This window comes from Pseudomonas sp. HMSC063H08 (assembly GCF_001813645.1).
Taxonomy (GTDB): domain Bacteria; phylum Pseudomonadota; class Gammaproteobacteria; order Pseudomonadales; family Pseudomonadaceae; genus Pseudomonas; species Pseudomonas aeruginosa.
Window position 1 is genome coordinate 162,598 of the sequence record NZ_KV813325.1, and the last position, 20,794, is coordinate 183,391.

At 67.1% G+C, this 20,794-nt stretch carries 15 protein-coding genes; 4 read left to right on the top strand and 11 right to left on the bottom strand.

The annotated features are described in order from the left end of the window. Positions 1-77 precede the first annotated feature (77 nt). On the top strand, positions 78-1,145 hold the full coding sequence (gene hemE, locus HMPREF2924_RS01210) for a uroporphyrinogen decarboxylase (protein WP_021263521.1): 1,068 nt from the start codon (positions 78-80) through the stop codon (positions 1,143-1,145). A 120-nt stretch (positions 1,146-1,265) separates the two neighbouring features. Here the strand turns inward: hemE and HMPREF2924_RS01215 are convergent, their stop codons facing one another. Both HMPREF2924_RS01215 and HMPREF2924_RS01220 read right to left on the bottom strand, forming a co-directional pair. Then, positions 1,266-2,246: a PA5033 family protein gene (locus HMPREF2924_RS01215; protein WP_003135730.1), complete on the bottom strand. Its 981-nt coding sequence runs from the start codon at positions 2,244-2,246 to the stop codon at positions 1,266-1,268. Positions 2,247-2,319: 73 nt separating this feature from the next. After that, the gene (locus HMPREF2924_RS01220) at positions 2,320-3,393 is read right to left on the bottom strand and encodes an AraC family transcriptional regulator (protein WP_003135729.1); all 1,074 of its coding nucleotides are present in this window, start codon (positions 3,391-3,393) and stop codon (positions 2,320-2,322) included. A gap of 111 nt (positions 3,394-3,504) precedes the next feature. On the opposite strand from HMPREF2924_RS01220, the gene HMPREF2924_RS01225 reads away from it, so the two are divergent. Next, positions 3,505-4,434 carry an oxidoreductase gene (locus tag HMPREF2924_RS01225; protein ID WP_003135726.1) on the top strand — a complete coding sequence of 310 codons (930 nt, stop codon included), beginning with the start codon at positions 3,505-3,507 and terminating at the stop codon, positions 4,432-4,434. A 27-nt stretch (positions 4,435-4,461) separates the two neighbouring features. Here HMPREF2924_RS01225 and HMPREF2924_RS01230 read toward each other — a convergent pair whose 3' ends face one another. Next, complete coding sequence (locus tag HMPREF2924_RS01230) at positions 4,462-5,778, bottom strand: MFS transporter (protein ID WP_003135724.1); 1,317 nt, start codon at positions 5,776-5,778, stop codon at positions 4,462-4,464. Between the two features lie 175 nt (positions 5,779-5,953). On the opposite strand from HMPREF2924_RS01230, the gene HMPREF2924_RS01235 reads away from it, so the two are divergent. Together HMPREF2924_RS01235 and HMPREF2924_RS01240 are read left to right on the top strand one after the other, a co-directional pair. Beyond that, the gene (locus HMPREF2924_RS01235; RefSeq protein ID WP_003095817.1) at positions 5,954-6,859 is read left to right on the top strand and encodes a LysR family transcriptional regulator; all 906 of its coding nucleotides are present in this window, start codon (positions 5,954-5,956) and stop codon (positions 6,857-6,859) included. A gap of 90 nt (positions 6,860-6,949) precedes the next feature. Continuing rightward, positions 6,950-7,717 carry a ParA family protein gene (locus HMPREF2924_RS01240; RefSeq protein WP_003103688.1) on the top strand — a complete coding sequence of 256 codons (768 nt, stop codon included), beginning with the start codon at positions 6,950-6,952 and terminating at the stop codon, positions 7,715-7,717. A 21-nt stretch (positions 7,718-7,738) separates the two neighbouring features. Here the strand turns inward: HMPREF2924_RS01240 and HMPREF2924_RS01245 are convergent, their stop codons facing one another. The 8 genes from HMPREF2924_RS01245 to HMPREF2924_RS01280 all read right to left on the bottom strand — a co-directional run bounded on the left by HMPREF2924_RS01245 (position 7,739) and on the right by HMPREF2924_RS01280 (position 20,545). Then, complete coding sequence (locus HMPREF2924_RS01245; protein ID WP_003095811.1) at positions 7,739-8,554, bottom strand: universal stress protein; 816 nt, start codon at positions 8,552-8,554, stop codon at positions 7,739-7,741. A 112-nt stretch (positions 8,555-8,666) separates the two neighbouring features. Beyond that, positions 8,667-9,119: a YiiD C-terminal domain-containing protein gene (locus HMPREF2924_RS01250; RefSeq protein ID WP_003114565.1), complete on the bottom strand. Its 453-nt coding sequence runs from the start codon at positions 9,117-9,119 to the stop codon at positions 8,667-8,669. Between the two features lie 90 nt (positions 9,120-9,209). After that, positions 9,210-10,487, bottom strand: coding sequence for a bifunctional O-acetylhomoserine aminocarboxypropyltransferase/cysteine synthase (locus HMPREF2924_RS01255; RefSeq protein WP_023094927.1), 1,278 nt, complete (start codon positions 10,485-10,487; stop codon positions 9,210-9,212). Between the two features lie 120 nt (positions 10,488-10,607). Beyond that, the gene (locus HMPREF2924_RS01260) at positions 10,608-11,582 is read right to left on the bottom strand and encodes a sulfite exporter TauE/SafE family protein (protein ID WP_003095804.1); all 975 of its coding nucleotides are present in this window, start codon (positions 11,580-11,582) and stop codon (positions 10,608-10,610) included. Between the two features lie 150 nt (positions 11,583-11,732). Then, positions 11,733-13,193 (bottom strand): protein adenylyltransferase SelO, encoded by a 1,461-nt coding sequence (gene selO / locus HMPREF2924_RS01265; RefSeq protein WP_003135708.1) that lies wholly within the window; start codon positions 13,191-13,193, stop codon positions 11,733-11,735. A gap of 66 nt (positions 13,194-13,259) precedes the next feature. Then, positions 13,260-16,616, bottom strand: coding sequence for a mechanosensitive channel MscK (gene mscK, locus HMPREF2924_RS01270; protein ID WP_003095799.1), 3,357 nt, complete (start codon positions 16,614-16,616; stop codon positions 13,260-13,262). 91 nt (positions 16,617-16,707) lie between these two features. Further along, the gene (locus HMPREF2924_RS01275; protein WP_003095795.1) at positions 16,708-18,450 is read right to left on the bottom strand and encodes a potassium/proton antiporter; all 1,743 of its coding nucleotides are present in this window, start codon (positions 18,448-18,450) and stop codon (positions 16,708-16,710) included. Between the two features lie 292 nt (positions 18,451-18,742). Continuing rightward, positions 18,743-20,545, bottom strand: a complete 1,803-nt coding sequence (locus tag HMPREF2924_RS01280; protein WP_003095792.1) for an acyl-CoA dehydrogenase — start codon at positions 20,543-20,545, stop codon at positions 18,743-18,745. Between the last annotated feature and the right edge of the window lie 249 nt (positions 20,546-20,794).

The following is a 20,794-nucleotide window of genomic DNA, read 5'->3' on the forward strand; positions in this document are numbered from 1 at the left end:
TTTCGCCCGCCGGCCTGTGGATAACCCCCTTCCGCACGCGCCCGCGTGAAGCCAGCAGCCTTTGATCGGATGCCGTTATGACTGCCCTGAAGAACGACCGCTTCCTCCGCGCCCTGCTCAAGCAGCCCGTCGATGTCACCCCCGTCTGGATGATGCGCCAGGCCGGTCGTTACCTGCCGGAATACCGTGCCACCCGTGCCAAGGCCGGCGATTTCATGAGCCTGTGCATGAACCCCGAGCTGGCCTGCGAAGTGACCCTGCAGCCGCTGGACCGTTACCCGCAGCTGGACGCCGCGATCCTCTTCTCCGACATCCTGACCATTCCCGATGCCATGGGCCAGGGCCTGTACTTCGAGACCGGCGAAGGCCCGCGCTTCCGCAAGGTGGTCTCGTCGCTGGCCGACATCGAGGCACTGCCGGTTCCCGATCCGGAACAGGACCTGGGCTATGTGATGGACGCCGTGCGCACCATCCGCCGCGAGCTGAACGGCCGCGTACCGCTGATCGGCTTCTCCGGCAGCCCCTGGACCCTCGCCACCTACATGGTCGAGGGCGGCTCGAGCAAGGACTTCCGCAAATCCAAGGCGATGCTCTACGACAACCCCAAGGCCATGCACGCCCTGCTGGACAAGCTGGCGCAATCGGTGACCAGCTACCTCAACGGGCAGATCCGCGCCGGCGCCCAGGCGGTGCAGATCTTCGACTCGTGGGGCGGCAGCCTGTCGGCGGCGGCCTACCAGGAGTTCTCCCTGGCCTACATGCGCAAGATCGTCGATGGATTGATCCGCGAGCACGACGGACGCCGGGTGCCGGTGATCCTCTTCACCAAGGGAGGCGGCCTGTGGCTGGAGTCGATGGCCGAGGTCGGCGCCGAGGCGCTGGGCCTGGACTGGACCTGCGACATCGGCAGCGCCCGGGCCCGTGTCGGTGAGCGTGTAGCCCTGCAAGGCAACATGGATCCCTCGGTGCTCTACGCCAATCCGGCGGCGATCCGCGCCGAAGTCGCGCGGATCCTGGCGGCCTACGGCGAGGGTACGGGGCATGTGTTCAATCTCGGCCACGGCATCACCCCGGAAGTCGACCCGGCCCATGCCGGCGCCTTCTTCGAGGCGGTGCACGAGCTGTCGGCGCAGTACCACGGCTGAGCCGGAACGAAAGAAGGGGAGCCGAGGCTCCCCTTTTTCATGCGCGGGCCGACGGCCCTCCGGCGCGTTGGTTGGCGGGGTCGCGCCGGTGGCGTACCCGCCCTACGCAACCCGCCCGGCTCAACTGCTTACCTTGCCGGTGCGGTCGTTGATCACGAACAGCTTGCCGTTGGCGTCGCGCACGAGGATTTCCGCGCCCGGCTGGCCATCCATGTCGGCCACCGAATCGATGCTGTAGTTGACGTCGCCGATGCGGTAGTCGCTGCTGGCGCCGCTGGCGTGGTGGATGACCCGCACCTTGCCCTGCATCACCACGATCAGCTCGTTGCCCGGCTTGCCGTCGGTGTCCGCGGTGCCGCCATAGAGTGCCCAGGCGCTGGCGCCGATGCTGTATTCCTTGCGGGAAGTGGCGTTGCTGATCACGTAGATGCCGGTGCTGGTGCGGCCGATGATCTCCGCGCCGGGCTGGCCGTCGAGGTCGGCGATCTGTGCGAGCGCGTGGTAGCCGCTGAAGGTGAAGTCCTTGGCGCCACTGGTGCGCGGGTCGATGACCTTGACGCCGTTGCCCATGTTCAGCACCAGTTCCTTGCCCGGCGCGCCGTCCACGTCGGCGACGTCGAACAGGCCCCAGGTGCCGTTGTAGCTGAAGGTGGCGTCGCGTTGCGTACGGGTGCGATCGAATACGGTGCGCACGCCGTTGCCGATGCTGAGGATGACTTCGTCGCCGGCGACGTTGTCGACGTCGGTGGCACGCATGATCGCCCAGGAGACGTTGCCTACCGGGTACTTGCGCTGGGTGGTGCTGGCGTGGGAGACGATCACCAGGTCGGGACCGGCCTTGACCAGGATTTCCGCGCCGGGCTGGCCGTCGGTATCGGTGGCGCCGAAGACCGACCAGACCACGTTGCCGAAGCTGTAGTTGCGGGTGCTGCCGCCTTCCACCACCTGCAGGTTGGCGCCGTCGCGGTAGACCGCGGCGAGCTGGCCGTTGCCCCGCAGGTCCCAGGTTCCTACCAGAACGCCGGTCGCCTGGGCTGCGCTGGCGCAGAGGGAGAACAGTGCCGTGCCGAGCAGGCAGGCGCGCTTGATCGCTGGTTTCATAAAGTCCCTTTCATATCGCTGTCGAGGCCGGCCGGATGCCGGCCGCAGCAGCATAGGACAGCGCTTGCCGCGCTCAAGGGAAACGCGAGGGATTTGTCGAGCGCTTGGCATTTGTTCGTGAAACTGGTTGCCCGCCCAGCAGGCGGGCGCGGGTGTCGCTCGGCGGCTCGCCGGTCCAGCGCTTGAAGGCGCGGGTGAAGTTGGTTGGATCGCTGTAGCCCAGGTACAGGGCGATACGCTGCAACGACACCTCGGGACGCCGCAGCAATCGCAAGGCCTGGCGCTGGCGAGCCTGGCCGAGCAACTGGCGAAAGCTGGTGCCGGCGTCATGCAGATGCCGCTTGAGGCTGCGGCTGGACAGGTGCAGGCGCGCGGCTACTTCCTCCAGGTTGGGGAAACGCTGTTCCTGGCGTTCCAGCTCCAGCCGCACGCGGGCGCAGATGTCCCGGCGGCCGGCATCGAGCAGCGCCAGTTCGCGTTCGCAGTGTTCGCGGGCGCGGCGCAATGCAGCCGGATCGGCCATCGGTAGCGAGCGGGCGAGCAGGATGGCGGGGAACACCAGCTGGACGTGGGCCTGGTCGTAGCGGCACTGCGGCAGTGGCACAGGCACGGCAGGTTCGGGATAGTCGAAGTCGAGCCTGCCGACCAGGGCCGGTTCGCCGAGCAGCCAGGCGCCGGAGCGATACAGGCCGATCAGCAGGGCTTCGCTGAAGTACCGGTGCAGCGCCGGCGGGAGCGCGGGGCCTGGCAGCAGGCGCAGGATCACCTGCTCGTCCTCGCGCAGCAGGCTGATTTCGACGTTGCCCTGCAGCAGCGGCATGTAGCGCAGCGCCAGGCACAAGGCATCGCCGAGCGTCGCCGAGGCCATCATCGCGTAGCCCAGGCTGCCATGGGCGGTGGGAGGCGTGCGCAAGGCGAGCTGTGCGCCGAGGCCGGGGTCGCCGCTCAGCGCGAGCGCCGCGGCGGCGATCGCCTGGTACTGCTGCGATGTGACGCGTGCTTCCGGCTCTTCCAGTCGCAGCGTCGACAGACCGATTTCCCGCAGCAGCGCGCGTCTGTCCAGGCCGCGTTCCTCCAGCAGGCCGAGCAGCAGGCGCGGATAGGCGGCGGTGATGGTCGGTGCGTCGGAGTCCGTGCGGCGGCTCATGCTGGCGTGTCCTGGCCCGAAATGATCGGCAGTCTGGCGCGAGCGCGTCTGCCGCTGCATTGGCTGGCGCCGCGATACTGCCCGGCAACGCAGTCAAGCGGAGAACGAGCGATGCATCCCTGGGCACGACGCAACATTCCGCAACTGGCCGGGCGCCTGGCGCTGGTCACCGGCGCCAACAGCGGCCTGGGTTGGCAGGCGGCGCGCACGCTGGCCGGCAAAGGGGCAACCGTGGTGATGGCCTGCCGCAATCGCGAACAGGCGGAGCGGGCGCGGCGGGCGATCCTCGACGAGTATCCCCAGGCACGCCTGGAGCTGGCCGATCTCGACCTGGCCGACCTCGCCTCGATCCGCGCCTGCGCCGCCGGTTTCCGCCAGCGCCACGCACGCCTCGATCTCTTGTTCAACAACGCCGGAGTGATGTTCCTGCCCCTGCGGCGTACCCGCGACGGTTTCGAGATGCAGATGGGCACCAATCACCTTGGCCACTTCGCCCTTACGGGACTGCTGCTGGACTCGTTGCTGGCCGCTCCACGGCCCAGGGTGGTGGGCATGACCAGCGGTTTCAACCAGTTCGGCCGGCTGCCGCTCGACGACCTCAACGCCGAGCGCGGCTACAACCGCTATCTCGCCTATTGCCACAGCAAGCAGGCCAATCTGCTGTTCAGCCTGGAGTTGCAGCGCCGCGCCGGCCAGCGGGGCGTGCTTCTGCAGAGCCTGGCGGCGCATCCGGGCTACGCGGCGACCAACCTGCAGTACGTGGCACCGGCGATGTCCGGTTCGCGCCTGGGACGCTGGGCGATGAAGGTGGCCAACGGAGCGTTCGCGCAATCGGCGGAGATGGGGGCGTTGCCGGCACTTTCCGCGCTGACCGAACAGCGCTGGTATGGCGGCGCCTATGTCGGCCCGGATCGCTGGCTGGAAACCCGCGGTTATCCGGCAGCGGCGCGGATTCCGCGGAATGCGCGCGACCTGGGGCTGGCTGCGCGGCTGTGGGCGCTATCGGAAGAACTGACCGGAGTACGCTTCTGGTCGGAGTGAAGGCGCCGGGAGACCGGCGCCTCGAACTCAGTGGGCGGGCTGCGCCAGGGTGTTGCCAGGCAGGGCCGGCAGGCGCGCCAGGTGCAGCGAGACCAATACCGCGACCACCAGCAGCGAGCCGATGAACAGCCCGATGCCGTTCCAGCCGTAGTAATGCCAGAACACCCCGCCGAGGGTGCCGGCCAGGCTCGAGCCGACGTAGTAGCTGAACAGATAGAGCGACGAGGCCTGGCCCTTGGCGCGCAGGGCGCGGCGCCCGATCCAGCTGCTCGCCACCGAGTGCGCGCCGAAGAAGCCGAAGGTGAATAGCAGCAGGCCGGCGAGCATCAGCGGGATCGGCTCGAACAGCGTCAGCAGCAGGCCGCCGAGCATCAGCAGGATGACCGCCCAGAGCACCTTGCGTCGCCCCAGCTTGTCGGCCAGCGAACCGACCCAGGCCGAGCTGTAGATGCCCGAGAGGTAAACCACCGAGAGCACGCCGACCACCGCCTGGCTCATGTGGTAGGGCTCGGCCAGCAGGCGGTAGCCGATGTAGTTGAACAGGGTGACGAAGCTGCCCATCAGCAGGAAGCCGATCAGGAACAGCCAGGGCAGTCCGGCGTCGCGGAAGTGCAAGCGGTAGCCGTTGAGCAGGGTCGCCGGCTTCAGCGGTGCTGGCCGGAAGTGTTTCGATTCGGGCAGCACGCGCCAGAACACCAGCGCGGCGACCAGGGCCAGGCTGCCGAGGACCGCCAGTGCGGCATGCCAGGAGATGAAATCGACCAGGACGCCGCTGATCAGGCGTCCGCTCATCCCGCCGATGGCGTTGCCGCCGATGTACAGGCCCATCGACAAGCCGATGTGCTGCGGATGGATCTCTTCGCTGAGATAGGTCATCGCCACCGCGGCCAGGCCGCTCAAGGACAGCCCGACCAGCGCGCGCATCAGCAGCACGCCATGCCAGGTGGGCATCACCGCACTGCCGAGGGTGAACAGCGCGGCGGCCAGCAGCGAGACGACCATCACCGGCTTGCGGCCGATCGCGTCGGAGATCGGGCCGGTGACCAGCAGGCCAAGGGCGAGCATGGCGGTGGCGACGGACAATGCCAGGCTGCTTTCCGCGGCGCTGATGGAAAACGCCTTGGACAGCACCGGCATCATCGGCTGGATGCAGTAGAGCAGGGCAAAGGTGGCGAAACCGCCGGAGAACAGCGCCAGGGAGGTGCGCATGAACTGCGGGGTGCCTTTTTCGATATAGCGTTCGACTTCGGTGGCGGCTTCCAGCACCTCGTTGGCTGCTTCGCGGGCCGCCTCGATTAACGCGGGTTCTTCTTCGGCCTGTGGCCGGACTTGCGGATTGCTCACGGGGCACCTCTGGGGACGGTGGCGAGCAGGCACAACGAGGCCGCGCCACCTGGATTTCAGGGACAAGGGGTCGTTGTTGGAGGTTATGTGGCAAAGGATATAGATAGGTTTATATGATTTCCAATATATTGATCGACACGATTGATATGTAAAAAGACCTAATTGGAGGGGCCGCGTGGAACTCAGGCACCTGCGCTATTTCATCGCCGTCGCCGAGGAGCTGCACTTCGGCCGCGCCGCCGAGCGCCTGGGGATCTCCCAGCCGCCGTTGAGCCAGCAGATCCAGGCGCTGGAGGAGGAAATCGGTGCGCGCCTGTTCGAGCGCACCAACCGCCGCGTCGAACTCACCGACGCCGGCCGGCTGTTCCTCGACGAGTCCCGCCAGGTGCTGGCCCAGGTAGACAAGGCGGTGCTGCTGGCGCGTCGCGCCCACCTGGGGGAACTGGGCGAGCTGAAGATCGGTTTCACTTCCTCGGCACCCTTCACCTCGACCATACCCAGCAGCATCCATGCCTTCCGCAAGGCCTATCCGGACGTACACCTCGACCTGCAGGAAATGAGCAGCCGCCAGGTACTCAAGGCGCTGCTCGAGGAAAGCCTGCAGGTGGGCGTGATCCGCCCGCTGGCGCTGCCGGATGCGGTGCATTGGGTGGAGTTGTTCCGCGAACCGCTGGTGGCGGTGCTGCGGGCCGACCATCCGCTGGCGGCCGGCAGCGAGGATGGCCTGGCCATCGCCGCCCTGGCCGAGGAGCCCTTCGTGTTCTTCCCGCGCAGCTACGGCACCGGGCTCTACGACCAGGTCATCGCCCTGACCCGACAGGCCGGCTTCAGCCCGCGCATCGCCCAGGAGGCCAGCGAGGCGATGACCATCATCGGCCTGGTCTCGGCCGGACTGGGGGTGTCGATCCTGCCGGCGTCGTTCCGCCGCACCCGGGTCGACGGCGTGGTCTACCGCACCCTGAGCGATCCCGAGGCGACGACTGCGGTATGGCTGGTCCGCCGGCAGAACGAGGGCTCGCCGCTGGCGCTGTCCTTCATCGACCTGGTGACCCGCGAGGCGGCCAGCCTGCGCCGGCGCTGAACCGCTCTATGTCAGGACCGAGACGGCGCTCGCGCTTGCCCGCGGCTTTGCCTATCATCCGGGATCAGGCTCGGCTCACGGAGATTTCCCATGCGGCGCGTGGTGTTCAATCAGAAAGGCGGGGTAGGCAAGTCCAGCATCGCCTGCAACCTGGCGGCGGTCAGCGCGGCGGAGGGCTATCGCACCCTGCTGGTGGACCTGGACGCCCAGGCCAACTCCACGCACTACCTGACCGGACTGACCGGCGAGGACCTGCCGGTGGGGATCGCCGACTTCTTCAAGCAGACCTTGTCTTCCGGGCCCTTCAGCAAGAAGGGCAGGGTCGAGATCTACGAGACGCCGTTCGACAACCTGCACATCGTCACCTCCAGCCCCGAACTGGCCGACCTGCAGCCGAAGCTGGAGTCGAAGCACAAGATCAACAAGCTGCGCAAATTGCTGGACGAACTGGACGAAGACTACGACCGGATCTACCTGGATACCCCGCCGGCACTGAATTTCTACACGGTATCTGCGCTGATCGCTGCCGATCGCTGCCTGATTCCCTTCGATTGCGACAGCTTCTCCCGCCAGGCGCTGTATGGCCTTCTCCAGGAGATCGAGGAACTGCGCGACGACCACAACGAAGACCTGCAGGTCGAGGGCATCGTGGTCAACCAGTTCCAGCCGCGCGCCAGCCTGCCGCAGCAACTGCTCGACGAGCTGGTGGCGGAGGAACTGCCGGTGCTGCCGGTGTACCTGATGAGCTCGGTGAAGATGCGCGAGTCGCACCAGGCTTGCACCCCGCTGATCTTCCTCGAACCGCGGCACAAGTTGACCCAGCAGTTCGTCGAGTTGCACGGGCTGCTCGAAAGCTGAGCAGCCTCTGCGGCAGCGCTTCTACGAGGTAACCAGGACGTCGCAGCTCGGCTGGCGCAGGTAACGTTGCGCCAGGTTGCCGAGCAGCGCCTGCATCAGCGCGTTGCGGCTGTGCCGGCCGAGGGCGAGCAGCTCCGGCTGGCGCTGCTTCAACGCGGCGTCCAGGCTGTACGGCAGCACGCCGGGAACCACTTCGTGGCTCAGCTGCGGCCCGACGCCCGGCAGGCGCTCCTGCTCGTCGCTCAGCAATTGTTCGATCAGCCCGGCCTGGGTGGCCAGGTGCGCGGCATTCTGCCGGGGCAGGCCGAGCACGCCGTCGTCGGGGGACTCGAACACGTGCAGGGCGTGCAGGTCGGCTTCCACCGGCAGCAGGCGGTAGGCCTGGCGCAGCGCGGTACAGGCGCACTGGGAAAAGTCCAGGGCGCTGAGCGCCTGGCGGTAGGGTTCGTCCGCCTCGCGCACGGCGAGCAGCACCGGCACCCGGCTGCGCCGCACCACTTGGTCGAGGGTGGTGTTGCCGAAGCGTTCGAAGGTCTTCTGGTGGTGTGCGCCCATCAGCAGCAGGTCCGGTTCGAGCGCCCGGGTCTGCTGCAGGATGCCGTCGATCGGCTGGCCCCTGAACAGGTGGATGGCGCTGTCCTCGTCGAGGCCGGCCTCCTTGCGCTTGAGTTGCAGCATGGCGCTGACGGTCTTCACCGCCGACGCCGATAGCCCCGGGTCGTACACGTGCAGCAGACTGACCCGCGCATCGTGCTGGCGGGCCAACTGGGCGGCGCGGGCGAGGGCGACGTCGGCTTCCGGGGTGAGGTCGTGGGCGACCAGGAGGTGGCGGATCATGGCGGACTCCGTGGGATGGCTACGCTGGCTTCCCCACTGTCGCGCCGCAGCTCGCTACGGACCTTGATCCACGGCAGAAAAAACCTTCGCCGGGCCCTGCGAAATCTGCCAGTCAGGGTCGCGCGTGGCTGCGTAGCTGGTACAGCGCGGCGCTTTCCGCCACTACCTCGCCCTGCTCGTCGGTGAGTTGCAGTTCGAGGCTGTATTCGGCCTTGCCGCGCTCTCCGGCCTCGGTTTCCAGTTGGCGGATGCGCTCGGCATCCAGGCGTGCCTCGACGCGTATGTCGCCCTTGGCCGGACGGCGGAAGCGCAAGGTCATCTCCTTGACGATGGGATAGAAGCGGGCGCTGTCGAAGCTGGTCAGGAACAGCGCGCCACCGGGAAGTTCGGCGAGGGTGAAGAGCGCCCCGGCGTACATGCTGCCGATGTGGTTCTCGTTGCCGGCGCCCGGCATGCGCAGGCGCACGTAGCCGGGTTCGAGGACTTCCGCCCTGAGTCCGCTGCGCTGGACGAAGGCGATCTTTTCTTCGGTCAGGTGCCTGGCGAGTTCGGTGGGCAGTGGCATGGCGCTCTCCATGTCGGGGATCCCAGCCAGACTAGCCGGCCGGCCAGGCCGGGCAAGGACCGAAACGCTCGCCCGGACTGACCGATCCGCTCAGCGTGCGGCGGCGGCCAGGGCCTGGTCGAGGTCGGCGAGGATGTCGTCGATGTGCTCGATGCCGATCGACAGCCGCACCATGTCGTCGGAGACTCCGGCGCGGGCCAGTTCCTCCGCGTTCAACTGGCGGTGGGTGGTGCTCGCCGGGTGGCAGGCCAGGGACTTGGCGTCGCCGATGTTGACCAGCCGCACCACCAGCTTCAAGGCGTCGATGAAGCGCGCGCCGGCGGCGCTGCCGCCCTGGATGCCGAAAGACAGGATCGCCGCCGGGCGGCCCCCCAGGTAGCGCCGGGCCAGGGCGTGCTCGGGGTTGTCGGCGAGGCCGGCGTATTTCACCCAGGCCACCTGCGGATGCTGCTGCAGGTAGCGGGCCACGGCGAGGGCGTTGTCGCAGTGGCGCTCCATGCGCAGCGCCAGGGTCTCCAGGCCTTGGAGGATGAGGAAGGCGTTGAACGGCGAGAGCGCCGCGCCCATGTTGCGCAGCGGTACCACCCGGCAGCGGCCGATGAAGGCGGCGGGTCCGAAGGCCTCGGTGTAGGTGACGCCGTGGTAGGACGGATCGGGCGTGTTCAGCAGCGGGAAGCGCGACTTGTTCGCCGCCCAGTCGAATCTGCCGGAGTCGACCACGATCCCGCCGATGCTGGTGCCGTGGCCGCCCATGTACTTGGTCAGCGAGTGCACGACGATGTCGGCGCCGTGCTCGAACGGCCGGCAGAGCACCGGGGTGGCTACCGTGTTGTCGACGATCAGCGGCACGCCGTGGCGGTGAGCGGCGTCGGCCAGTGCCTGCAGGTCGATGATGTTGCCCGCCGGGTTGCCGATGGTTTCGCAGAACACGGCCTTGGTCCGCTCGTCGATCAGCGCTTCCAGGGCGGCGACGTCGTCGTGGGCGGCGAAGCGCGCCTGGATGCCGATGCGTGGCAGGGTGTGGGCCAGCAGGTTGTAGGTGCCGCCGTAGAGCTTGGCCACCGAGACGATGTTGTCGCCGGCCTCGGCGACGGTCTGGATCGCGTAGGTGATGGCCGCCATCCCCGAGGCCACCGCCAGCGCCCCGACCCCGCCTTCCAGCGCCGCGACGCGCTGTTCCAGTACGTCGTTGGTGGGGTTCATGATCCGTGTGTAGATGTTGCCCGGTACCTTCAGGTCGAACAGGTCGGCGCCATGCTGGGTGTCGTCGAAGGCGTAGGAGGTGGTCTGGTAGATCGGCACCGCCACCGCGCGGGTGGTCGGGTCAGGGCTGTAGCCGGCGTGGACGGCCAGGGTTTCCAGTTTCATGCAGCGTTCCTTCGGGCAGATTGGAAGGACGCAGCATGGGAAAGCGCGCCGAGCGGGTCAATGCGCCCGGGCAAGGAAAAGCGTGCCTGGTTAGACCGTTGTGTTCGCCGCTTATGCCTGTCAGCGCAGGCCGATGTAGATGTTGTAGGCGCTGATCAGGGTGATCAGGGTGCCGACGATGACCAGCAGGGTGCGCGGCGAAAGCTTCTTGCACAGCAGGGCGGCGAACGGCGCGGCGAACAGGCCGCCGAAGACCAGTCCGGCGACCATCTTCCAGGTGTCCGGCTGGCCAGCGAGGAGGATGAAGGAGGTGGCGCTGGCGATGGTCAGGAAGAACTCGGCGAAGTTCACCGAGCCGATGGTGGTGCGCGGGTCGCTACCCGAGCCGATCAGGCTGCTGGTGACCACCGGGCCCCAGCCGCCGCCGCCGGCAGCATCGACGAAGCCGCCGAAGAGTGCCAGCTTGGCCACGTGGCGCGGTGCCCGGCGCTTGATCACGTGGCGGTAGGCCTTGCTCAGGATGTACAGGCCCATCAGCAGCAGGTAGGCGGAGATGAAGGGCTTGAGCTGGTGGCCGTCGAAGCGGGTTATCAGCACGGCGCCGAGCACCGCGCCGATCATTCCCGGCAGCAGCAGGCGGAGGAAGAGTGACTTGTTGACGTTGCCGAGCTTGACGTGGGAAATCCCGGAAAAGCCGGTGGTGAACACTTCGGCGATGTGCACGCTGGCGCTGGCAGCGGCCGGCGTGGCACCAGCGCTGAGCAGGAAGGTAGTCGCGGTGATGCCATAGGCCATGCCCAGCGCACCGTCGATCACCTGGGCGAAGAAGCCCACCGCCACCGCGCTCCAGAAACCCCGGCTGGTCAGGGCCTGCTCGATGATCTCGAAGCCGTTGCTGCCGCCGTTGTCGAAGAACAGGCGCCAGGCCAGGAAGGCGAGCAGGCCGACCAGGATCAGCACCGCCGCCCACATGGCGGCGCGCAGTACCGGGTGGTCGTCCGGATGGGTGACGAAATCTTCGACAGGAGGCAGACCTAGCGCCTGGTGTTCGGTGTTGATCGAACTCTGGCTGAGATCGAGGTCGCGTATCTTCATGCGGCAAGGCGCCTGACAGGAGGTGGTAGAACAGGCTGGAATAAGTGTGGCGGCGAAGATAATCGGCTTTTCTTAGTGCGTCTAAGAAGTTTTCCGAAGGTATTTATTCCATTGCGGCATTATCGGCCGCCGTTCTGTCAGGGCATCCCGTCAGGAGGAGCAACTGATTTCCAGGTGCCGCCCCCAGTCCGGTGGGCGCCGAGTGAAGCGCTCCATGCCCGGCTGTTCCTCGAACGGGCGACTCAGCACCTGGTGCAGCAAGCGGACTTCCGTGTAGTCGCCCTGCTCGGCCGCTTCGATAGCCTGCTGTGCCAGGTAGTTGCGCAGCACATAGAGCGGATTGACCGCGTGCATGCGCCGGCGCCGCGACTCCTGGTCTCCGCCTTCTTCCTCGACGCGCCGACGGTAGGCTTCGGCCCAGCGGTCGAAGGCCTCGCGGTCGACGAAGTCGTCGCGCAGGCTGGCCAGCGCCCGCTCCGGAGTTTCTTCGCCGAGTCGGCGGAAGAACAGCGAGTAATCCACCGCGCTGCCCTGCATGCGCTGCAACAGTTCCTGGACCAGGGCCTGGTCGTTCTCCGCGGCGACGCCCAGACCCAGGCGCCGGCGCATCAGGTCGAGGTAGTGGGCCTGGTAGAGGGGCAGGAACAGGTCGAGGCTGGCGCGCAGTTCGTCCACTTCCACCAGTGGCGTCAGCGCCTGGGCCAGGGCGGCCAGGTTCCAATGGGCGATCGGTACCTGGTTGCTGAAGGAGTAGCGGCCGGCGTCGTCGGAGTGATTGCAGATGTGATTGGCGTCGAAATCGTCGAGGAAGGCGTAGGGCCCGTAGTCGAAGGTAATGCCGAGGATTGACATGTTGTCGGTGTTCATCACCCCGTGGCAGAAGCCATAGGCCTGCCAGCGGGCGATGAGTTCGGCGTTGCGCTCGACGACCTGGCGGAACATCGCCGCGTACGGCCGCTCGGCTGCGTTGCAGTCGGCGAAGTGGTGTTCCAGGACGAACGCCGCCAACTGTTTCAACTGGTCGTGCTGGCGGGTGTAGTAGAAGTATTCGAAGTGACCGAAGCGCACGTGGCTGGGCGCCAGGCGCAGCAGCGTCGCCGCGCTTTCCTTCTTCTCGCGCCAGACCGGCGTGCTCGAACCGATCACGCAGAGCGCCCGGCTGCTGGGAATGCCCAGTGCCGGAAGGGCTTCGGAGGCGAGGAACTCGCGGATCGACGAGCGCAGCACGGCGCGCCCGTCGCCCATCCGCGAGTAGGGGGTCTGGCCGGCGCCCTTGAGGTGCAGGTCCCAGTGCTCGCCGGCCTGGTTGATCACCTCGCCGAGCAGCAGGCCGCGGCCGTCGCCCAGGCGCGGGTTATAGGAGCCGAACTGGTGGCCGGAATACACCATCGCCCGCGGCTCGGCCTCCGACCACAGCTTGTGCCCGCCGAACAGCTCGGCGAACAGCGCTTCGTCACTGGTTTCCGCTGGCAGGTCGAGCAGCGCCAGGGCGGCGGGGCTGGCTACCACCAGGCGCGGCTCGGCGATGGGGGCGGGCAGGACTTCGGTGGAGAAGGCGTCGCCCAGGCGGGCGAAGCGGTTGTCGAAGTCGAGGTCGTCGAGTGATTTCAAGAGAGGCCTCCAGCAATTCCCGAGCATTGTGCTGGGAATTGCCGGAGGGCGTCCAGGCCCGGAGGTTCAGCGGGTCGGTTCGGCGGGACCGTCCTGGCCCTTGAGCGCGGGCGGATTGCCGACGCCGCTGTGCTGCGGCTCGCCGACGAACAGCTGGACCTGCTGGCCCTGGAGGTTCTTGACGAACACATCGACCTGGTTGAAAGCCATGTCGATCTTGTGTTCGCGGAAGCTGGTAGCGATCTTCGTCAGGATCTCGTCGGTAGAGGGGTTGCGGTCGCCCAGTTCGCGGACGTGGAAGCGCAGCTCGTAGTCGAAGGTGCTGGCGCTGATGGTCAGGAAGTACAGCAGCGGCTCCGGGTCGCGCAGTACCCGCGGGTTTTCCTTGACCGCCTGCATCATCAGCTTGCGCGCCAGCGGCAGGTCGGTCTCGTAGGCCAGGCCGATCTTGATGGTGACCCGGGTCACGGTATCGCTCAGCGACCAGTTCACCAGTTGCCCGGTGATGAAGGTCTGGTTCGGGACGATGATCTCCTTGCGGTCGAAATCGGTGATGGTGGTGGCGCGGATGCGGATCCGACTGACCGTGCCGGACAGGTTGCCGATGGTCACCACGTCGCCGATTCGTACCGGACGCTCGAAGAGGATGATCAGGCCGGAGACGAAGTTGGAGAAGATCGCCTGCAGGCCGAAACCGAGGCCTACCGAGAGCGCCGCCACCAGCCATTGCAGCTTGTCCCAGCTGACCCCGAGGGTGGACAGGGCGCTGACGATGCCGATGCCGCTGATGGCATAGGAAAGCAGGGTGGTGGTGGCGTAGGCGCTGCCCTGGGCCAGGGTCAGGCGCTGTAGCACCAATACCTCCAGCAGGCCGGGCAGGTTGCGCGCCAGGGCCACGGTGACCACCGCGATGGCCAGCGCCGCGAGGAAGTCGCGCAGGCTGATCGGCACGCTGGTGGCCGCTTCGCCGGTGCCGGCGGTGTACTGGTACAGGGTGACGTTGTCGAGGTAGGAGATCACGCTGATCAGGTCGGCCCAGACCCAGTACAGGCAGACGATGAAGCCGATCAGCAGGGCCAGGCGGATCAGCCGCAGCGATTGCTGGTTGATCTGCTCGATGCCGAGGGTCGGCTCCTCGACGTTGGTCTCGCCGTCGACGCCTTCCTTCGCCGCGTTCTGCCGTTTCGCCAGGGCCCGGGCGTAGGCCAGGCGCCGGGCCGCCACACCCAGGCCGCGGACGAAGGCGGCCTCGATGACGAACCAGAGCAGCAGCAGGTAAAGGGTATCGATGAGACGGTCGGTGAGCTTCAGCGAGGTGTAGTAGTAGCCGAAGCAGACCGCGACGAAGAGCACCAGCGGCAGCGCGGTGAAGAGGAGGCCGACGATCATCTTGATCAGCGACGGACGCTCGTCGCCGGGGCTGCTGAACAGCAGGCGGCTGAGCAGCCAGGCCATGGCCGCGTAGCCGAGCAGGACCACGGCGATGCCGATCACGTCGTCGGCCAGGCTCGCCGGCTGGTGCTCGGCCACCGTCACCACGCCGACCAGCGCCAGGACCACAACGCCGAGGCGGACCAGGTGCCTGTCGAGGAAGCCGACCTGTTCGCGGCTCCAGTGGAAATGCCGCTCGGCGATGCCGCCCGGGGTGAGGATGCGATGGGCGGTGTAGAACAGCAGCCAGACCTGGGCCATTTCCAGCAGGGCGCTGCCGAGGGTGGCGTTCTGGCCGCGGGCGTCCAGCAGCAGGGCCAGGCCGGCGACGGCGAAGGTCAGGGTGCCGGGCAGGGCGAGGAGGATGGTGATCAGGATCGCCAGCGGGGTATGCAGCTGGCTGTCGCGCTTGAAGTGGCCGATGTCGTCGTTCAGCTCCGCCAGCTTGTCGTACAGGTAGCGGCGTTTCCACAGCAGAGCGGCGATCAGCAGGAACAGCGGCAGGAACAGCAGCGGCCGATCGACCAGGCCTTCGCCCAGTTCACGCACCCCGGAGCCCCAGGGGATCTCGGTGAGCTGGTTCTTCAGCAGGGTCGGGGTCATCTTGAACCAGGACAGGTCGAGCGGCTGGTTGCTGGGAATCCAGAACATCTGCTCGTCGAGGGTGGTGCGCAGGCTCTCGCTGGTGGAAAGCAGTTGCTTCTGGTTCAACTGCAAGGTGATCGCTTCGTTGAGCAGCGCGTTGAGTTCGTGGTTGAGCCGTTCGAGCAGCTCGGAACGGGTTGCCAGCAGGGTGTCGAGATCCTTGCGCAGTTCCGGCGTGACCTGCTCGCTGGGCTGCTGGGCGAGCAGGTCGTCCAGGTATTGCTGCGGGGTCGCCAGCTTGTCGCGTTCCTGGTTCAGTTCGAACTGGCCGAGGCGCAGGTCGGCGATCTCGTCGGCCAGGCTCTGGTCGGTCTTGATCTTCGGCAGCGCCTGTTTCTGCTTGTAGAGGATGCGCGACAGCAGCAGGCTGCCGCGCAGGACGTTGATCTGTTCCTCGAGGGCCTGGTTGGACTGGGTCAGGTTGTCCAGTTGCTGCTTGGTCTCGAGGTTGCGCCGGGTGAGCACGTTGAGGCGGTCGGTGGCGCGCAGCAGGTAGTCGGAGAGACGCAGATTCTTGGCGTTCTCCTGGCTCAGCAGGCTGTCGGTGCCGGCCCCCTGGGCGCCTTCCTTGGACAGCTCGGCGACGGTCTTTTCCGACTGCTCGCGGCGCTTCTCGCTGATCAACGCCTGCAGGTCGAGGGTTTCCTTTTCCAGGCGCGAGATCTTCTCGGTGAGCAGATCGTGCTGGCTCTTGCCGAGGTCCTGCAGCAGGTTGTTGCCGGCCAGTTCCTGGCGCAACAGCTGGCTCTGCACGGTCAGCGCGGCCTGCTCGGCGAGCAGCTCGCCGCGACGGTCGGCGTTGATCGCCTTGCCGCTTTCCTTGCCGGCCTTGAGCAGCGAGCCGATCTCCAGGATTCGTGCCTGCATGCTGCTGATGCCGGCCTGGGCTCGTTCCGGGCGGGTCTCGGCGGTGATCGACAGGCTGTTGGCCTCGCCCAGGGCCTTCTGCCACTCGGCCTGCTGGGTGGTGCGGTCGTTGAGCAGCATCTCCAGGCGGGCCACGCTCTCGCCGCTGTAGCGCTCGCTGACCGGGCGTTCGCGGGTCTTCTTCAGGCGCTCCAGTTCGCGCTGGTTATCCTCGATCTGCCGGGGCGCGTCGCTCAGGCGCTTTTTCAGGTCTTCCAGGCTCTGTAGCGCTTCGTCGCGCGCGGCGAGGAACTTGAGGGTCTGTTCGAGTCTGGCCTTGACGACCTTCTGGTCGGCTTCGGCGAGCTTGCGTTCGGCCAGCTTGTCGAGGCTTTGCTGGACGGCTTCGGCCGAGGGCGGCTCGGACTGGGCGAGGAGCGGCGGACTGGCAAGGCAGAGGCCGAGGAAAAGAGTAGCGATCAGGGAGCGGAGGGCAGGCATGGTCGAGAAGAGACTCGAAGAAGGGTGAATGCAGGTTAGTGGTGGCTCCGGGACGCCGCAAGGCGTCACGGAACGGGGATTCGACAGGAAATCAGAGGAAAAGTCCGGGCCCTGGGCGGCCTTCCGGAAACTTCACGCCGACCTTGCGGATACGGTTGCCTTCCAGGGCGGCCACGGTCCAGGTCAGGCCGTTCCACTCCACCTGGTCGCCGATCACCGCTTCGCCGCCGATCTCGTGGGCGATGAAGCGGCCCAGCGCTTGCTCGCCGTCGATGCCGTCGAGCTTCAGGCCGTAGAGCGAGGCCACCGCCGACAGCTGGGCATCGCCTTCCAGCACGAAGTCGCCGAAGAAGCGCGCGCCGAGGCCGCGGTCGGGCGCCTGGCTGAACAGCTTGCCGAGGGCCGGCAGGTCGTGTTCGTGGCCGATCACGCAGAGGATGTCGTCGGCCTCGAGGATGGTGCTGCCCGACGGGTGGAGCAGTTCGGTGCCGCGGAACAGCGCGGCGATCCGGGTCCCGCCGGGCATCTTCAGCTCGCGCAGGGCGGCGCCGATGCACCACTTTTCCTTGTTCAGGTGGTAGACGAACAGCTCCCACTCGCTGGTCGGGTGGATCTCCAGGCCGGCGCGGGATATCGGTGCCGGGTCCGGCGGCACCACCACCCGCAGCAGCCTGGCCGCCCAGGGCAGGCTGGTGCCCTGCACCAGCAGCGAGACCAGGACGATGAAGAAGGCCACGTTGAAGAACAGCTGGGCGTTCGGCAGGCCGGCCATCAGCGGGAACACCGCGAGGATGATCGGCACCGCGCCGCGCAGGCCGACCCAGGCGATGAAGGCTTTCTCGCGGTCGTGGAAGGCGCGGAACGGGATCAATCCGATCAGCACCGACAGCGGCCGCGCCACCAGGATCATCCACAGCGCCAGGGCCAGCGCCGGCAGGGCGATCGGCCACAGGTCGTGGGGGGTGACCAGCAGGCCGAGGACCAGGAACATGCCGATCTGCGCCAGCCAGGCCATGCCGTCGAGCATGTGCAGGATGCCGTGGCGGCTGCGGATCGGCCGGTTGCCGAGGAGCAGGCCGCACAGGTAGATGGCCAGGATGCCGCTGCCGCCGACGGCGTTGGCCAGGGCGAACACCAGCAGGCCGCCGCTGATCACCAGCAGCGGGTAGAGGCCGCCGGCCAGGTGCATGCGGTTGATCAGTTGCAGCAGCAACCAGCCGCCGCCGAGACCGAGCAGGGCGCCGAGACCGAACTGCTGCACCAGGTGCAGGACGAAGCCCCAGCTGAGGCCGGTCTGGCCGCTGGCGAGCATCTCGATCAGGGTCACGGTGAGGAATACCGCCATCGGGTCGTTGCTGCCCGATTCGATCTCCAGGGTCGCGGTGACCCGCTCGTTGAGACCTTTGCCGCCGAGCAGGGAGAACACCGCGGCGGCGTCGGTGGAGCCGACGATGGCGCCGATCAGCAGGCCTTCCATCCAGTGCAGGTCGAACAGCCAGGCCGCCGCGATGCCGGTCAGGCCGGTGGTCACCAGCACGCCCAGGGTGGCCAGCGACAATGCCGGCCAGAGCGCCACGCGGAAGCTGGAGACGCGGGTGCGCAGGCCGCCGTCGAGGAGGATCACGGCGAGCGCCAGGTTGCCCACCAGGTAGGCCACCGGATAGTTGTCGAAGACGATGCCGCCGACCCCATCGTTGCCGGCGATCATGCCGACGGCGAGGAAGATCACCAGGATCGGGATGCCCAGGCGGGAGGACAGCGAGCTGACGAGGATGCTCATGCCGACCAGCACCGCCCCGATCAGGAAGAAATTATTGACGGTGACGGCGTCCAAGGTCGGCCTCCTCGCGGCGGGACAGGGGGAAGGCGACGCTACGGGTCGGTTTTACGTAGGGGAATTACGTAGACAGGATGCAGGCCGCATGCCAAGTGATTCTAACCTGCGGATTTGGCGGACTGTAAAGGGGCGTCGGCGGTTTTTTTCGAAGGAATTCCGAGGCTTTCGCGTTGTCCGGGCGAGTGCGCGCGAACTCGCTGGCGTGGCCGCCAGGCAACGGCAACCCGGCGTTCATGCCCGGACATAAAAAAGCCCCGGACGTGACCGGGGCGGGAAAGGGCAGGCAGGATCAGAACCATTCTTCCTGCATGCTCGAACACACGTCGTCGCGGGCCTCCAGCAGCGCCAGTTCGTGGTGGCAACCAGGCACTTCCCAGGTCAGGAAGTAGCGAGCGGCCTGCAACTTGCCGCGATAGAAGTCGGCGTCGGCGCAGTCGCCGCGAGCCAGCCCTTCCTCGGCGCGGATCGCCTGCTCCAGCCAGCGCCAGCCGATGACCGCATGGCCGAACACCTTCAGGTACAGCGCCGAGTTGGCCAGGCCCTGGTTGACCTGGCCCTGCATCAGGTCGCCGAGCAGCGCCAGGGTCACCTCGGACAGCCGCGCCACCAGCCGTTCCAGCGGCTGGCGCAGGGCGGCCAGGGATGGATGGGCTTCGGCGCGCCGGCAGGCGTCCTGGATCAGGCGGGTCAGCTGGCGCAGGCCGGCGCCGTTGTTCTGCCCGACCTTGCGTCCCAGCAGGTCGAGGGACTGGATGCCGTGGGTGCCTTCGTGGATCGGGTTCAGGCGATTGTCGCGGTAGTACTGTTCCACCGGGTATTCGCGGGTGTAGCCGTGGCCGCCGAGGATCTGGATCGCCAGCTCGTTGGCCTTCAGGCAGAACTCCGAGGGCCAGGACTTGACGATCGGGGTCAGCAGGTCGAGCAGTTCGTGGGCCTGGCGGCGCTGTTCGTCGTCCTCCAGGGTCTGGCTGTCGTCGAACAGGCGCGCGGCGTACAGGCCCAGGTCGAAGGCGCCTTCGACATAGGCCTTCTGGGTCAGCAGCATGCGCCGCACGTCGGCGTGGCGGATGATCGCCACCTGTGGCGCGCTCGGGTCCTTGCCGTCCGGCAGGCGGCCCTGCGGGCGTTCGCGGGCGTACTCCAGCGAATAGAGGTAACCGGCATAGCCAAGCATCACCGCGCCCATGCCGACGCCGATGCGCGCCTCGTTCATCATCTGGAACATGTAGGCCAGGCCGTGGTGCGGCTTGCCCACCAGGTAGCCGACGCAGGCGCCGTTGTCGCCGAAGTTCAGCGCGGTGGAGGTGGTGCCGCGATAACCCATCTTGTGGAACAGGCCGGCGAGGATCACGTCGTTGCGCGGCCCGAGGCTGCCGTCGGCGTTGACCAGGAACTTCGGCACGATGAACAGCGAGATGCCTTTCACCCCCGGCGGGGCATCCGGCAGTTTGGCCAGGACCATGTGTACGATGTTCTCGGAGAGCGGGTGGTCGCCGCCGGAGATGAAGATCTTGTTGCCCTTGATCCGATAGCTGCCGTCGGCGGCCGGTTCGGCACGGGTACGGATGTCGGAGAGGGAGGAGCCGGCGTGCGGCTCGGTGAGGGCCATGGTGCCGAAGAAGCGGCCCTCGATCATCGGTTGCAGGAAGCGCTGCTTCTGCTCCTCGCTGCCGAAGCTCTCGATCAGGTTGGCGGCGCCCATGGTCAGGAACGGATAGGCCGAGCTACCGACGTTGGCCGCCTGGAAGTGGGCGAAGCAGGCCTGCGACAGCAGGGTCGGCAACTGCATGCCGCCCTGCTCGAAGCTGCGGGTGGCGTTGAGGAAGCCGGCGTCGAGGAAGGCATCCACTGCCGGCTTCACTTCCGGAATCAGCGTGGCTGAGCCATTCTCATAGAGCGGCTCGTGTTCGTCGCCCTTGCGGTTGTGCGGGGCGAACAGCTTTTCCGCCAGGCTCCGCGCGGTGCCGAGGGCGGCATCGAAGGTTTCGCGGCTATGTTCGGCGAAGCGCGGGCGCTGGGTCAGGGCTTCGGCATCGAGGACTTCGTACAGCTCGAACGCCAGGTTGCGGGAACTGAGCAGGGTTTCGGACATGACGACCTCGGCGAAAGGGGATCGTGGGGCGGCGCGGCGAAGGCATCGACCGTCGCAGGCGGTGCCAGGGTGCCAGCGAGTCTAGGCTGGTGAATGAAGGTCGCCAACCAACATCGATATGCGTGATACAAGGGCCAAACCTGCGACGGCGAGACCGCTGCCGAAGCCTCGGGAGGCTGGTAGAATCCGCGCCCCTCGCCCATGGGCGAGGGCCTGTGCCGACGCGGGGTCGGCGCGAATCCGCCGGGG

Coding starts and splice junctions, on each gene's coding strand:
- HMPREF2924_RS01240 (WP_003103688.1), top strand. CDS start 6,950: ATGCGGCGCGTGGTGTTCAATCAGAAAGGCGGGGTAGGCAAGTCCAGC.
- mscK (WP_003095799.1), bottom strand. CDS start 16,616: ATGCCTGCCCTCCGCTCCCTGATCGCTACTCTTTTCCTCGGCCTCTGC.
- HMPREF2924_RS01220 (WP_003135729.1), bottom strand. CDS start 3,393: ATGAGCCGCCGCACGGACTCCGACGCACCGACCATCACCGCCGCCTAT.
- HMPREF2924_RS01260 (WP_003095804.1), bottom strand. CDS start 11,582: ATGAAGATACGCGACCTCGATCTCAGCCAGAGTTCGATCAACACCGAA.
- hemE (WP_021263521.1), top strand. CDS start 78: ATGACTGCCCTGAAGAACGACCGCTTCCTCCGCGCCCTGCTCAAGCAG.
- HMPREF2924_RS01215 (WP_003135730.1), bottom strand. CDS start 2,246: ATGAAACCAGCGATCAAGCGCGCCTGCCTGCTCGGCACGGCACTGTTC.
- HMPREF2924_RS01280 (WP_003095792.1), bottom strand. CDS start 20,545: ATGTCCGAAACCCTGCTCAGTTCCCGCAACCTGGCGTTCGAGCTGTAC.
- HMPREF2924_RS01250 (WP_003114565.1), bottom strand. CDS start 9,119: ATGCCACTGCCCACCGAACTCGCCAGGCACCTGACCGAAGAAAAGATC.
- HMPREF2924_RS01245 (WP_003095811.1), bottom strand. CDS start 8,554: ATGATCCGCCACCTCCTGGTCGCCCACGACCTCACCCCGGAAGCCGAC.
- HMPREF2924_RS01255 (WP_023094927.1), bottom strand. CDS start 10,487: ATGAAACTGGAAACCCTGGCCGTCCACGCCGGCTACAGCCCTGACCCG.
- HMPREF2924_RS01225 (WP_003135726.1), top strand. CDS start 3,505: ATGCATCCCTGGGCACGACGCAACATTCCGCAACTGGCCGGGCGCCTG.